Origin of the sequence: Corynebacterium qintianiae, from assembly GCF_011038645.2 — a bacterium.
Taxonomy (GTDB): domain Bacteria; phylum Actinomycetota; class Actinomycetes; order Mycobacteriales; family Mycobacteriaceae; genus Corynebacterium; species Corynebacterium qintianiae.
This window is the reverse complement of the sequence record NZ_CP064955.1, coordinates 896,038-909,269: the sequence shown is the minus strand read 5'-3', so window position 1 is coordinate 909,269 and position 13,232 is coordinate 896,038. Positions and strand designations below refer to the sequence as shown.

General features: G+C 66.5%; 15 protein-coding genes. 6 read left to right on the top strand and 9 right to left on the bottom strand.

All coding sequences use genetic code 11. The features are described 5' to 3' along the window. Positions 1-94: 94 nt before the first annotated feature. The 7 genes from G7Y29_RS04510 to gatC all read right to left on the bottom strand — a co-directional run bounded on the left by G7Y29_RS04510 (position 95) and on the right by gatC (position 6,282). A complete protein-coding gene (locus G7Y29_RS04510) occupies positions 95-652 on the bottom strand; it encodes a GNAT family N-acetyltransferase (RefSeq protein ID WP_249399811.1) in 558 nt (185 codons plus the stop codon). Next, positions 591-1,520: a hypothetical protein gene (locus tag G7Y29_RS04505; protein WP_165002174.1), complete on the bottom strand. Its 930-nt coding sequence runs from the start codon at positions 1,518-1,520 to the stop codon at positions 591-593. The genes G7Y29_RS04510 and G7Y29_RS04505 overlap by 62 nt, the downstream gene beginning before the upstream one ends. A gap of 108 nt (positions 1,521-1,628) precedes the next feature. Next, on the bottom strand, positions 1,629-2,147 hold the full coding sequence (locus G7Y29_RS04500) for a mismatch-specific DNA-glycosylase (RefSeq protein WP_165002173.1): 519 nt from the start codon (positions 2,145-2,147) through the stop codon (positions 1,629-1,631). After that, positions 2,148-3,179, bottom strand: coding sequence for an ATP-dependent 6-phosphofructokinase (locus G7Y29_RS04495; RefSeq protein WP_165002172.1), 1,032 nt, complete (start codon positions 3,177-3,179; stop codon positions 2,148-2,150). It abuts the gene before it with no gap. A 10-nt stretch (positions 3,180-3,189) separates the two neighbouring features. Beyond that, complete coding sequence (locus G7Y29_RS04490) at positions 3,190-4,524, bottom strand: MFS transporter (protein WP_249399810.1); 1,335 nt, start codon at positions 4,522-4,524, stop codon at positions 3,190-3,192. After that, on the bottom strand, positions 4,496-5,980 hold the full coding sequence (gatA, locus tag G7Y29_RS04485) for an Asp-tRNA(Asn)/Glu-tRNA(Gln) amidotransferase subunit GatA (RefSeq protein ID WP_165002171.1): 1,485 nt from the start codon (positions 5,978-5,980) through the stop codon (positions 4,496-4,498). Before gatA ends, G7Y29_RS04490 begins: the two co-directional genes overlap by 29 nt. A gap of 2 nt (positions 5,981-5,982) precedes the next feature. Continuing rightward, positions 5,983-6,282 (bottom strand): Asp-tRNA(Asn)/Glu-tRNA(Gln) amidotransferase subunit GatC, encoded by a 300-nt coding sequence (gene gatC, locus G7Y29_RS04480; RefSeq protein WP_136653550.1) that lies wholly within the window; start codon positions 6,280-6,282, stop codon positions 5,983-5,985. Positions 6,283-6,383: 101 nt separating this feature from the next. On the opposite strand from gatC, the gene G7Y29_RS04475 reads away from it, so the two are divergent. The 5 genes from G7Y29_RS04475 to G7Y29_RS04455 are packed head-to-tail and all read left to right on the top strand — an operon-like array spanning position 6,384 to position 9,713. Continuing rightward, positions 6,384-7,049, top strand: a complete 666-nt coding sequence (locus tag G7Y29_RS04475; RefSeq protein ID WP_165002170.1) for an ACT domain-containing protein — start codon at positions 6,384-6,386, stop codon at positions 7,047-7,049. A gap of 43 nt (positions 7,050-7,092) precedes the next feature. Beyond that, positions 7,093-7,881: a CPBP family intramembrane glutamic endopeptidase gene (locus tag G7Y29_RS04470; protein ID WP_144742037.1), complete on the top strand. Its 789-nt coding sequence runs from the start codon at positions 7,093-7,095 to the stop codon at positions 7,879-7,881. Between the two features lie 40 nt (positions 7,882-7,921). Next, positions 7,922-8,413 (top strand): ArsR/SmtB family transcription factor, encoded by a 492-nt coding sequence (locus tag G7Y29_RS04465; RefSeq protein ID WP_165002169.1) that lies wholly within the window; start codon positions 7,922-7,924, stop codon positions 8,411-8,413. Beyond that, a complete protein-coding gene (locus tag G7Y29_RS04460) occupies positions 8,413-9,429 on the top strand; it encodes a serine hydrolase domain-containing protein (protein WP_165002168.1) in 1,017 nt (338 codons plus the stop codon). Before G7Y29_RS04465 ends, G7Y29_RS04460 begins: the two co-directional genes overlap by 1 nt. Further along, complete coding sequence (locus G7Y29_RS04455; protein WP_144742035.1) at positions 9,426-9,713, top strand: hypothetical protein; 288 nt, start codon at positions 9,426-9,428, stop codon at positions 9,711-9,713. Before G7Y29_RS04460 ends, G7Y29_RS04455 begins: the two co-directional genes overlap by 4 nt. Here G7Y29_RS04455 and ligA read toward each other — a convergent pair. Continuing rightward, complete coding sequence (ligA, locus tag G7Y29_RS04450) at positions 9,664-11,709, bottom strand: NAD-dependent DNA ligase LigA (RefSeq protein ID WP_430393282.1); 2,046 nt, start codon at positions 11,707-11,709, stop codon at positions 9,664-9,666. The two genes, G7Y29_RS04455 and ligA, sit on opposite strands and share 50 nt — an antisense overlap. On the opposite strand from ligA, the gene G7Y29_RS04445 reads away from it, so the two are divergent. Beyond that, positions 11,708-12,379, top strand: coding sequence for a 3'-5' exonuclease (locus G7Y29_RS04445; protein WP_165002166.1), 672 nt, complete (start codon positions 11,708-11,710; stop codon positions 12,377-12,379). The two genes, ligA and G7Y29_RS04445, sit on opposite strands and share 2 nt — an antisense overlap. Here G7Y29_RS04445 and G7Y29_RS04440 read toward each other — a convergent pair. Continuing rightward, positions 12,376-13,224 (bottom strand): uroporphyrinogen decarboxylase/cobalamine-independent methonine synthase family protein, encoded by an 849-nt coding sequence (locus tag G7Y29_RS04440; RefSeq protein WP_165002165.1) that lies wholly within the window; start codon positions 13,222-13,224, stop codon positions 12,376-12,378. The two genes, G7Y29_RS04445 and G7Y29_RS04440, sit on opposite strands and share 4 nt — an antisense overlap. Positions 13,225-13,232: the final 8 nt, after the last annotated feature.

Below are 13,232 nucleotides of genomic sequence, written 5' to 3'. Positions count from 1 at the left end.
CTAGTGGGGTGCGGGCCACCCTGTTCCTGCGGTCGACCACATTGAAAACGGGTTGCCTATTTTCACATCCGAGCTGGCGATTCTGCCGCAAGTTTCATTGCGGTCGACCGGGAGTGAGGCGGGCCTCCAGACCGCATTTCACCGCCGGCCATTCGTAATCCAGGATGGAGTAGATGCGGGAGTTGCGCACCGTACCGTTGTTCATGACCCTGTGGCGCCGCAACTCTCCTTCGCAGGTCGCCCCCAGTTTCTCCAGGGCGCGACGGGATTGCCAGTTCATGGAGTGGCAACGGAACTCCGCGCGCATGAAGCCAAGTTCTTCGAAGACGCGGGTGAGCAGCAGCAATTTAAGCACGGGATTGATGCCGGCACCCTGCACCTTTTGGGACAGCCAGGTGTAACCGAGTTCGCAGTGCCGGTTGCGCTGGTCAATGTTGTACATGCAGGTCACGCCGACGGCGCGGCCGTTTACAAGCACCGCCCAGGGAACATAGTTCTCACTCGAGGTGAGATACTGGACCTGCTCCGCCACCCCGTCGGGTGCCGGCACATGGTCTAGAAACCAGGCCTCCCCTAGCGTGCCGACGGCCTCACCCAGGTCTCTGACATGGCTCGAACCGAGCGCCTCCAACCGCACCCGCCCGAGTTGCATCGTGACCGCTTCGCGGGGATCTGCACCCCGGGATGTGTGCTGGTTCATGCGCCCAGTGTAACCCGGGACCCGTGCACCCCAACGTCTTCAAACAATCCGAGACCATCCGAACGAGCCTGCCCGATTTGACGTCGTCCCACCCGGCGCGAAGCACCCACTTCCCGGACTGCATCAACCCAATCTCGCGCGCGCGTTCCTTCGCGGTGACCTGCGCCCACTCCCCGTAGCGCCCGTCCGTCTTGATTCTGCCGTCCAGTTCCAGCGCCACAATCTCGTTGAGCAGCAGGTCAATCCGGCCCGCCTTCTCCTCCCCTCCCACGGTGTAGCGGAACTCGGCCTGCCCCTCCACCTTGGCCAGGCCCGGGATGCTGGCTTGCAGAAGGCTGTCTCTCCCCCAGCTTTCGAGCGGGCTTTGCGACGTCTCGGCCGCGTAACCGATCAATTCCCTAAAACCCCTCACCCCCGGTGACTGCGGCAATGCCCCTGCCCAGGTCAAAAGTTTTGCCTTGGTCAACCACGGTATGTGGAACAGGGCCGACTCAATGGAAATGAGTGCGGGGAGGCGCCCGTGGTAGCGGTAGGTGTCGAACAGCGCCATGACAACAGATGTGGTCCGGAGGCCGTGGCGGTGCGTCACATGGGCGTCGTCAAGCAAGCCGCTCCGGTAATGGGCGGCGCGGCGCCACTTACCGCGACTTTTCGCCCGGTTGCGGCCCCGGTAGACCAGGTCAATCTTTTTGACCCAGTCGAGCGTGGCCACCCCGTGTAACCGCAGAGCCGCGGGCCCCGTCACCACGGCTGTGCGGCAACCCTTGTAAAGCTTGTGAATCAGCGCAACTTCCGCGCTGTTGTCCCCCGAGTACGTCATGCGCAAAGGTGTAGCACAAGGGTGTGACACCGCACCCCGCCCCCGGTCGACCACATTGCTGTTGCGCCACTTCAGCCACGGTTGGCCAGGGATTTCACGTGCGCCTCGTCAATGTGGTCGACCGGAGGTCCAGGCCTGCTTGTAGGACTCCGCCAGGGTTGACACCGTCTCGTGCGCGTTGAGTCCCGAGGGGTTTCCCACGACCCACACCTCGGCGCCCGCGATAAGTTCAGGTTGGCGGCCCTTGGCCGCCTTGGGGCGGCGAAAGGCCGTGCGGTACGCGCCGATCCCCGCGAACATCAGCGCCCGCGGTCGGTGCTCCTCGGCGAGATTAAACAGCCGCTCCGCGCCGTCGAGGTACTCCCGCTGGCTAAGCTCCGCAGCCCGGGCGGTCATGCGGGGCACGATGTTCGTGAACCCGAACCCGGACTCCCTGAGCATTTGCTCGTCCTCGGGGCTCAGACCCCCGGAGGCGTCCACCAAATAGGGCGTCATTCCCGCCTCGAAAAGGGCCGGCCAGAAGCGGTTACCGCGGTGGGAGAAGGGGGCGTCGACACGCTCGGAAAGCACACCGGGGTTGATGCCGATGATCCAGAATGAAGCAGTATCCAAAAAGAGGTCACGCATCTAGCCGAACATAGTGCGCGCTGTGCGGTAGCGGCCCTCCGGCACCTGCTTCAGGTGCGCCACCGCGCTTTCGAGCGGCACCAGCTCAATGTTCTCGCCGTGCAGCGCGACGCAGGTGTCAAATTTGCCCTCGTGAACAGCGCGCGCGGCGTTGACGCCGTAACGTGTGGCCAGCACGCGGTCGTAGGCGGTTGGCGTGCCGCCGCGCTGGATGTGTCCAAGGACGGTGGTGCGAACGTCGTAGCCCAAGCGCGATTTGATCTCGTCGGCAATGATCTGGCCCATGCCGTTGAACGTTTTGTGGCCGAACTCGTCCTCCTCGCCCAGGCCCGCGTCCATCGTGCCTTCCTTGGGCACCGCGCCCTCGGCGACAACCACGATGCCGTACTTCTCACCCATTTGGAAGCGGCGCTCCATCGCCTTGCAAATGTCCGCGACGTCGAAGGGTTCCTCAGGTATCACCGTGTAGTGGGCCCCTCCAGCCATGCCGGCATGCAGCGCAATCCACCCGACGTGGCGGCCCATGACCTCGACGATGAGAATGCGGTTGTGCGACTCCGCGGTGGTGTGCAGGCGGTCGATGGCGTCAGTTGCGACGGAGACGGCGGTGTCGAAACCGAAGGTGTAGTCGGTGGCGGCGACGTCGTTGTCGATGGTCTTGGGCACGCCGACGACAGGGATGCCGTTGTCGGAGAGCCACTTCGCGCCCTTGAGGGTGCCCTCCCCGCCGATGGCGATCAGGGCGTCGATGCCGGCGTCGTCAAGATTGCGCTTGATCGTGTCCAGTCCCGCCTTGAACTTGTCCGGGTGGAGGCGGCCAGTGCCCAGGATCGTACCGCCACGCAACAGGATCGAGTCGATGAACGCGTCGTCGTAAAGGTCGATCCGGCGGTCCTCGATGAGGCCGACCCAACCATCTAGGTACCCGACCACGGTGGAGCCGTACTGAGAGCTGGCGGTACGGACAATTCCGCGGATCACCGCGTTGAGCCCCGGGCAGTCTCCACCTGATGTGAGTGTGGCAAGTCGCATGGTGTATACCCTAGCGGGTTTTGGCGGTCACGTCCCTGCGCAGGAATGCTGTGCTGACAAGCCCCAACAGCATAGCCGTCAGCGGCAGCACGATCGCGGAGGCCGCGGTAGAGGAAACATCGCCGCCGGCGAGCACTGCCCCCACCAGCGCCACGCCCAGCACGGACCCGACCTGGCGCACAGTGTTGTACAGCCCCGATGCGGCACCTGCCGCGTGATCGGGCACGAACCGCATGGTGGTTGTCGCGTTCGGCGCCCACACAAACGCGCTGCCCACGCCGAGCAGCGACGTCACCGCGGCGAAGAGCAGCGCAGGCGCGCCCGTGTGCATCACCCACCACGCGAGCCCCAAACCCGCGGCCATAAACCCGAACCCCACCGCCGACAGCACGCGCGGGCTCACCCGATCACTGAGCTCGCCGGCATACGGTGTCAGCGCCATCGCGAGCAGCGACATCGGCGCCGTGAGCAGGCCAGCGCTTGTCGACGCCACCCCGGCCACGCCCTGCAGCCAATACATCACAGGGATGAACATCGAAGCCACGGCGAAACCCATCGTGGCAATGCCGAACGTGCCCGCCGCGAAGTTGCCGTCCGAAAACAGTCGCACCGGCACCAGCGCGTCGTCTCCCCCGCGCGCCTGGATACCTAAGAACACTGCGAGCAGGGCCGCGCCAATGAACGCCGGGGCCCAGGCCAGGAACTGGATGCCGTAGACCAGTGCGCCGAGTCCGGCGAGGGAGAGGGCGGTGGACAGGGCGTCGATACGCGCGGGCGAGACCGGCAGCTGGGGCAGAAACTTAAGCGCCAAGACGAGGCCGACCAGCGCGATTGCGGCCTGGGCGGCGAAGGCTGTGCGCCAGCCGGCGCCGACGAGGATGCCACCGAGGATGGGGCCGAGCAGTGAGCCGACGGAGCCGACGACGCCCCACACCGCGAAGACTCTGCCGCGCCGGTCGTTAGGCACGAACCGGTTAATCATGCCGAAGGCTTGGGGCAAAAATGCCGCGCAGCCGAGGCCTTGGAGCGCGCGGGCCGCGACGAGCGAGGCCAGGGACCACGACGCGGCGGCGAGCAACAGCGCGCCGAGGTAGAGCGCGATGCCGGCGATGAAGATGCGGCGTTGACCGAAGCGGTCGCCGAGGCGGCCCGCAACCGGCATGGGCACCACGGTGCAGATGAGGTAGACGCTGGTCAGCCACACCGCCGCGCCGACGCCGAAGGGCAGGTGCGGTGTGAGTACGGGCATGATCCCCTGATCGACCATGATCAGGAAGTAGCCCGTGGCAAGCGCCGCAAGCGCAGAGACTGGCGAGCTAGCGGCGTCCGGCTTCAAAGGCTGCACCGACGCGATACATCTTGTCGTCCTCGAAGGCCGGGGCGATGATCTGCAGGCCGACGGGCAGGTTCGTATCCGGGGCGGTGCCCGCGGGCACGGACATGCCGGGCAGGCCAGCGAGGTTCAGCGGCAGCGTGAACAGGTCGAAGTTGTACATGGCCAGCGGGTCGTCGACCTTGTCGCCGAGCTTGAATGCCGTGGTGGGCACGGACGGGCCGGCGATGACGTCGACGCTATCGAAGGCACGGGCGAAGTCGCGGGCAACGAGTGTGCGCACGCGCTGCGCCTGCAGGTAGTAGGCGTCGTAGTAGCCCACCGACAGGGCGTATGTGCCCAGGATGATGCGGCGCTTGACCTCGTCGCCGAAGCCCTCGCTGCGGGTCAGCGCCATGACCTCCTCGGCCGAGCGGGAGCCGTCGTCGCCGCGGCGCTGGCCGTAGCGCATGCCGTCGAAACGCGCGAGGTTCGACGACACCTCGGAGGTCTGGATCAGGTAGTAGGCGCCGATGACGTTGTCGAAGTTGGGGCAGTCGACCTCGACGATCTCCGCGCCCTGGCGTTCGAGCTGGGCGAACGCGGCGTCGACGACCTCGTTGACACCGTCCTGGGTGCCGGGGCGGGCGAACTGCTTGACGCGGCCGATTTTCACACCGCTGAGATCGCCCGAGGCGCCCTCGCGCGCTGCAGCGACCACGGGAGGGACCGCGCGGTCGACGGAGGTGGCGTCGAACTCGTCGTGGCCGGCGATGATCTCGTGCAGCAGCGCCGTGTCGAGCACGTTATTGGCGCAGGGGCCGACCTGGTCGAGCGAGGAGGCGTTGGCGATCACGCCGTAGCGCGACACCCCGCCGTAGGTCGGCTTGGCGCCAACGGTGCCGGTCAGGGACGCGGGCTGGCGGATCGAGCCGCCCGTGTCCGTGCCGATGCCCAACGGCGCCTGCCCGGCAGCCAGCGCGGCCGCGGTGCCGGAGCCGGAGCCGCCGGGCACGCGGGTGATGTCGTGCGGGTTCTTCGTCGGGTAGTAGGCGGAGTTCTCGCCGGAGGAGCCCATCGCGAACTCGTCCAAGTTGGTCTTGCCGATGATCGGGATGCCGGCCGCGCGCAGCTTGGTCACCACGGTGGCGTCGTAGGGGCTGATGTAGCCCTCGAGCAACTTCGACGCCGCGGTCGTGGGCGCGTCGGTGGTCACCAGCAGGTCTTTGAGCGCCAGGGGCACACCGGCCAGCGCGGAGGCCGGGGCCTCGCCTGCCGCGACCTGGGCGTCGACGGCTTCTGCGGCGGCGAGCGCGGCGTTAGCGCTGACGTGGAGGAACGCGCCCAGCTCGGCGTCGGTCTCCGCGATGCGGTCCGCAAACGCCTGGGTGACCTCGCGCGAGGTCACCTCGCCGGCCTGGATCTTGGCGGCGAGCTCGTGCGCGGGCAGCGAGATGAGCCCGTCGGTGGGAATGACGTAGTTGGTCATGGTTAGTCCCCTTCTCCCAGAATCTGCGGCACCACGAAGCGCTCTTCCTCCACGGCAGGGGCTTGGTCCAGCGCCTGCGCTTGGGTCAGCGTCTTTTTCTCCACGTCCTCGCGCATCCCGGCGTCGATGGAGTGCGGGTGGCTCATCGGCGTCACGCCTTCGGTGTCGACTTGGCGCACCTTGGACACGGCGTCGACGATGTGGTCGAGCTGCGGCGCGATCTGGTCGAGCTCCTCATCGCTCAGCGCGATGCGGGCCAGACGCGCGATGCGCGAGACCTCGTCTCTGGAAATTTCGGACAATGTCTTTCCTAACCTTGGAGATGAAAACGACCTCATCTTACGTCACGGCCCAGACACTCCGGTTGGGGGCGGTGTTTGGGCGCGGTGATATAACTTGTGTTATGTCATACCTCATCCGCGTCCACCTACCGGACGTCCCGGGCAGCCTCGGCGAGCTCGCCGAGGCTTTCGGCATGATCGATGCCGACATTCGCTCCGTGGACATCGTTCAGATGGATCGCGCGGGGGTAGTAACCGACGACATCGTCGTCGAACTTCCCACGGGCACGCTTGTCGACGCCCTCATCACCGCAGCCAGCTCAATCGAGGGCACGGAAGTTGACTCGATTCGCCCATTCACAGGCACCGTGGATCGTCGCGGCCAAATTCAGATGCTCGCCCGCATCGCCGACACCACGGGCGACGTCACCGCCGCGGCGCAGGAGCTCGTCAGCGTGATGCCGCAGGCCATGACGTCATCGTGGGCGGTGGTGCTGCGCGACACGTCCGAGGGGCTGGAGCGCGTCGCGGCCTCCCAAGCAGCACCTGGCGACGACGGTTCCAAGCCCACGCTCGTCGACGTCACCACGGCGCGGATCTTGCAGCGCGACTCCGACACCTGGGTGCCGGAGGCGTGGTGGCTACTGGACACCACGCTTGCTATCACGCCCTTGGCCGACACGGATCTGGTCCTTGTCGTCGGCCGTGTCGGCGGGCCGGACTTCCTCGCCTCCGAAGTGACGCAAATCAGGGACCTGGGACACATCATCGGCGCGATGCTACGGTAGCTGATCCCCAGCGCGTCGGTGAAGAGATTGTTACGCTTCACCCGTGCAGCCCCCAAAGAGCGCCAACTACTCCATGGCCGCGGTCTTTGCCGTCGCCGTCCTTATCGCCATCACGGCGGTGTGCGCAGTGTTTTTGCTGTTCGATGCCGTCATTCCCAACTGGTTTGTCATTGTCGCGCGGTGGATCCCCGCTCTCGTCGCGGCTGCGGTCCTTCTCGCCTTTCGTAAACGCGGGTTGTTCACCTGGTTCCGACTGCGCACGTCGTGGCGCACAGCGCTGGTAGGGAGCCTGGTTGCCGTGTGCGCTTTGCTCATCGCCTACGCCATTGCGGCGGGCAGCGTGATGCTCGGCGGAATCGGCGAACCCCAGCCCAGCGGTTTCTATCTGCAGGCGATACTGCTCATCGTCCCTTACGCCCTGATCTTTTCCCTGAGCACGCTTGGGGAGGAAGCCGCGTGGCGCGGTTTCCTCCACTCTTGTCTTTCCAGCCTCGGTTTTTGGGGTTTCGCCTCGGCCATCTCGTGCTTGTGGGTGATCTGGCACATTCCGCTCCACGCCACCATGGTGGCTCAGGGGACGCTGCCCGCAGACGCGGCGATAACGTCGACGCTCACCCTTTTCCCCTTGGGCCTTTTTCTGAGCGCCGTCTCCCACCGGTACGGGTCGGCGTGGCCGGCCGTTGTTGCCCACGCCGTTCCGCTTACCGCGTTGAACCTCATCGCGTTCCCCACGGGCCCTAGTCCCGTGGATTACTGGGTTATCGCTGGTGCCAGTTGCGTGACGCTCCTGGTAGCGACGCTCGTGCTTGCGCCCAGGGCGGCCGCGGAATAGACACGTTGCGCGCAGTCCATAATTCTGACATTCTAAATTTATGGAAACCGCGATCACCGAGCACATCGCCGACCTCGAGCGGCGCGTTGCCGCACTCGAGGCCCGACTAGAACCCGAAAACCCGCAGCCCACAGCCCTCGCCCTTATCGACGCCCTCAAGGCCAACACGGACCTCGTCGACGGCGCCGTCACCTTCGGCGGCGTCGTGGATACGGGAGGCCGCCACTACGAGTACGAGTGGACGCGCCCGACCCACTGGGTTACCGACAGCGAGTGGGAGGAAGAGATTTCCCGCCTGTCCGCCCTCGCCAACCCGCTTCGCGGAGAGATCATGCGTCGCCTCCTGACCTCCCCGGCCACGGTGACCGAGCTCGTCGAGGAGCACATCGCCAGCTCCCCCGGCACCGCCTACCACCACTTGAGCGCGCTCCAGGCCGCAGGCTGGGTAACCAAGCACGACGGCAGCTTCGCCATTCCCCCCGCCCGCGTCGTGCCACTGATGGCGATCATCACAGCGTGCGAGGCCCACTGATGAAGCCGTCGTCTGTGGCCGCTGGTGGCCTCGCCGCGATTGTCACGCTGGCTGTGATGCTTCTCCTCGGGCCCCGCCCGATCACCTTGGGAGAAGAAACCACCGGAGACGCGTCCGTTTCCGACGCCCTGCGCACCCACGCCGACCCCGGGCACCACGAGCTCGCCGCGTTCTACCTCGGCAACGGCGATGTGCGCTTCGGCGGCCTCGGCGCCGACGAGCACACCGAATTTGAGATCGGCTCCATCACCAAAACCTTCAACGCCGAGCTTCTGCGCCAGCAGATTGAGCGCGGCGACATCACCCTCGCAACAACAGTCGGCGAGCTTATCGACGTCCCCGGCACCCCGATCGCCGATGTCACCATGGAAGATCTGGCCAACCACACTGCCGGGTTGAGCTCCGCGCCGTCCGAGCTACTCAGCAACCGCGTGGCCGTGGCGCTGACCAACGCCAACCCCTACCGCGACGCGACCGCCGACGACATCCTCTCCTACGCCGGTGAAGCCGAGCTTCATGACCGCGGCGAGCGCAACTACTCCAACTACGGCCACGCCCTGTTCGGGCAGCTGCTCGCCCGCAACGCGGACATGAGCTACGAAGAGCTGTTGCGCACCGCGATCTTCGAGCCCGCCGGCATGACGGAGACGCACCTGGCGACTTCCGGTTCAGGCGAGGACAGCTCGCGCGGACTCGGCTTGAGCGGCCGCCCGGCCGAGCCCTGGGACATGGACGGCTGGGCCCCGGCGGGCGCGATCCGCTCCACCCCGGCGGATATGGCGAAATACGCCCAGTGGGTCGCCGACCACGGCCGCCCGGAGTACGGGTGGAGCCACCGGGAGATCGGCGGGACCGAGTACACCTTCCACAACGGCGGGACCGGTGGCTTCAGGACCATACTCGTGTGGTCCCCGGACCACGAAGCCGCCGTGTTCGTCGCTAACACCAGCAGCATGTGGGTCGACGAGCTCGCCGTGGACCTACTCGAAGACCTCGAAGGGACACAGCAGCAATGATTAGCTACCTACTTCTCGCCGTGTGCGCTGTAGCGCTGGCCATCGAAGCCGTCCGCGCGTGGCGCCGGCCCGAACTGTCGTTCAGCGGACTGATCGGCCCCGTGATTACCGTGGCCGTTGTCCTGCTGCTCTCCCGGGCCATCGATTGGCACGAGGCCGTGCCGTTTTGGGTGTGGCCGGTATTGTCGCTGCTCGCAGCCGTAGCTGTCGGAATTGCCGTGAGCAAGTGCGTCGCTACGCAGGCGAGCCGGTTGCAAGCAACTGCTCAAACTGCGCCTCGTTGAGGATCGGCACGCCCAGCTCGCGGGCCTTGTCCTCCTTCGAGCCGGCGTTCTCGCCAACGACAACGTAGCTCGTCTTCTTCGACACGGAGCCAGCCGCCTTGCCGCCGCGGGCCAAAATCGCCTCCTTGGCTTCATCGCGCGAGAAGTTCTCCAGGGTTCCCGTCACCACGACGGTAAGCCCCTCGAGGGTCTGCGGGGCGGCGTCGGTGGTGTCGTCGACCATCCGCACACCGGCTTTGGCCCACTTGTCTACGATGTCGCGGTGCCACTGCTCCTCGAACCAGTCCTTGAAGGATCGCGCGATGACCAGGCCCACGCCGTCGGTGTCGGCGAGGTCGGTGATGGGGGCGTCGATAAGCGCCTGCATGGAGGCGTAGCGCGCTGCGAGCGCGCGGGCGGCGGTGGGCCCGACGTGGCGGATCGACAGGGCGACGAGCACTCGCCACAGTTCGCGCTCGCGCGCGGTGTCCAGGTTGGCCAGCAGCTTCTTGCCCGCGGCGTTGACGTTGCCCGCCTTGGTGGTGTATGCGCTGGACTTCTTCAAGTCCTCCTCGGTGAGGTCGAACAGGTCGCCCTCGTCGACGAGGACGCCCGAGGCGATGAGGTCCTGGGCGCCCTTCTCCCCGAGCGCCTCGATGTCGAAGGCACCGCGGGACGCCAGGTACTTCAGCCGCTGCGACAGCTGCGCCGGGCAGGAGCGCGTGTTCGGGCAGCGCCAGTCCGCGTCGCCCTCCTTCGCCGGGGCGAGCTCCGTGCCGCACGCCGGGCAGTCCTTCGGGTAGATGAACTCGCGCTCGCTGCCGTCGCGTAGGTCCGCAACTGGGCCCAGCACCTCGGGGATGATCTCGCCGGCCTTGCGGATCACGACCGTGTCGCCGATGAGCACACCCTTGCGCTTGACCTCGTGCTGGTTGTGCAGCGTCGCCAGTGACACCGTGGAGCCGGAGACGAACACCGGCTCCAGCACCGCGAACGGGGTGGCGCGGCCGGTGCGCCCAACCGAGACCTCGATGTCGAGGAGCTTCGTGGTCACCTCCTCCGGCGGGTACTTGTACGCGATCGCCCAGCGCGGCGCGCGCGAGGTCGCGCCCAGGGAACGCTGCGTAGCGACGGAGTCCACCTTGATCACCACCCCGTCCATCTCGTGGATCGCGTCGTGGCGATGCTCGGCCCAGTAGTTCACTGACTCCTGGACCTGCTCGGCCGTCTCGGCCCGGCGCGTGTACTCGGAGACCGGAAGGCCCCACTCGGCGAGCTTCTCGTAGGCCTCGTGCTGCGTCGCCGGGGTAAAGCCCTCGCGCGCGCCGATACCGTGGCAAATCATTCTCAAACGGCGCTTCTTCACGTCCTCCGGGTTCTTCTGCCGCAAGCCACCGGCCGCGGTGTTGCGCGGGTTGGCGAACGGCTTGCCGCCCTCGGCGATGCGCTGCTCGTTGAGCTCGGGGAAGTCCTCGGGGCGAATGAACACTTCGCCGCGCACCTCGAGCAGGGCCGGGAAGTCGCCCATGAGGGAATGTGGGATGTCCGGAATCACCCGGGCGTTGTCGGTGATGTCCTCGCCGACGCGGCCGTCGCCGCGCGTCGCGGCGCGCACCAGCTGGCCGTTCTCGTAGACCAAGTCGATGGACAGGCCGTCGATCTTGAGCTCGGTGAGGTACGGCCCCGGCGTCTTCGCCAGCCAATCGGCGAGCTCCGCGGCAGAGAACACGTTGTCCAGGCTCATCATCCGCTCGAGGTGCTCCACGTCCGCGAACGCACTGGACACCGGCGCGCCGACCTCCTTCGTCGGCGACTCCGGCACGGCCAGTTCCGGGTGCGCCTCCTCGAAGGCGACGAGGCGCTGGTACAGCTTGTCAAACTCCGCGTCGGAGATGACCGGGTCACCGTTGTAGTAGAGGTCCCGGTGGTGGCGAACCTCCTCGGCGAGGTCGTCCCATTGGCGGTGCAGGTCTGCGGAAATGTCGCTCACGCTAAGCCAGTCTAGAGTGAGAACCATGCCATCGTTCGACGCCTCCCGCATGCTCTCCTTCGATTTGGAGACGACCTCAGCCAACCCGGCCGGGGCGCGCATTGTCACGTCGGCGACCGTGCTTATCGACGGCTCCACCAGCACGCCGTCGGAAACTCTCGCCGATCCAGGCGTGGAGATCCCGGAAGAAGCAGCCAATGTTCACGGCATTACCACCGAAAAGGCCCGCGCGGAGGGCCGCCCGCACGATGAGGTGCTGGCCGAGACGGTGGAGAAGATCCGGCAGGGTTGGGCCGACGGCCTGACCCTGGTGGTGTTCAACGCTCCCTACGACCTGACAGTGCTGCGCCACCTGACCGGTGACTTCACGGTTACCGGGCCCGTCTACGACCCGCTCGTGATTGATAGGGCCAAGGACCGCTACCGCAAGGGCAAGCGCAACCTGGGCGCGCTGTGCGAGTTTTACGGCGTGCGCCTCGATAACGCGCACGAGGCCACCGCCGACGCCACTGCCGCTGCGCGCATCGCCTGGAAGCAGGTGCGCATGTGGCCCGAGATCACTCAGATGGGGTTCGCCGAGCTCATGGAGTACCAGGCCGTGCAGTACTACACCTGCCAGAGCGAGCTCAAGACCTATTTCGAGTCCCGCGGCCGCGATGTCTCCGACTTCACGCTCGGCTGGCCGATGGTGGGCTAGCTCAGCCCCTCAGCCATTTCGCGGGCCTGGCGGTAATTCGCGGCTGCCTGCTTGAGGGTTTCTGCCCGCCGCGCCCACACGTCGAGTTTCGCCGCCGCGGGATCGATTTGCAGCTGGTCCAAAAACGCCCACACCCGCTTCGGCTCCTCCGGGGCAACGGCGAGGCGCGCACCCTTCTCAATCATCGCGGCCAGCCGGTCCTTCTCCCCCGCCGTGCGCGCGGTGGACAAGTCGACGGTGAGCCACGGGGCGTCTATAAGCACCGCGGTATTGAGCAGGTGGTCGCCGAAGCACGATAACCGTTCCTCGGGCTCTGGCACCGCGGGGATCGTGTCGTAGTCTGTCGTGCCGCGCAGCCGGCCGTCCATCACCGCAGACAGCGATGGCTCATCGAGCTGCAGGATGGTTCGCGTTCCGAAACGCTTCTCCACGTCCCCCCGGTGCACCCGGGCAGCCTCCAGCAGCGCGTCCGTGACGTCGCGCAGCGCACCGGGGTCGGTGATCATGCGGTGGCCGTTGGGCATTTCGATCTCCGCGGCCAGAGTCCACGGCCCGACGAGCTGCACCTTGAGCTCGCGCACCTGACCCGCCCACAGCTCCTCGAGCTGGTCGAGGTCGCGGGCCATCTGGTCTTGCGCAGCGCGGTGCTGGGTGGCGACGCGCCACCCGCGCGGGCCGCGGTCGATCGGGATCTCCAGCAGCGCGGCAGTGCGCCCGATCAGGTCGGAGCCGAGGCCCCGTTCCGGCAACTGGGGCAGGTGCGGGGTGGGGCTCTCCCCCAGCACGATCTCGGCGGCCTTGACTAGGTCCGTGCCCGGTAGCTCACCCAGCCCGAAAGCGGTCATGTCACCCT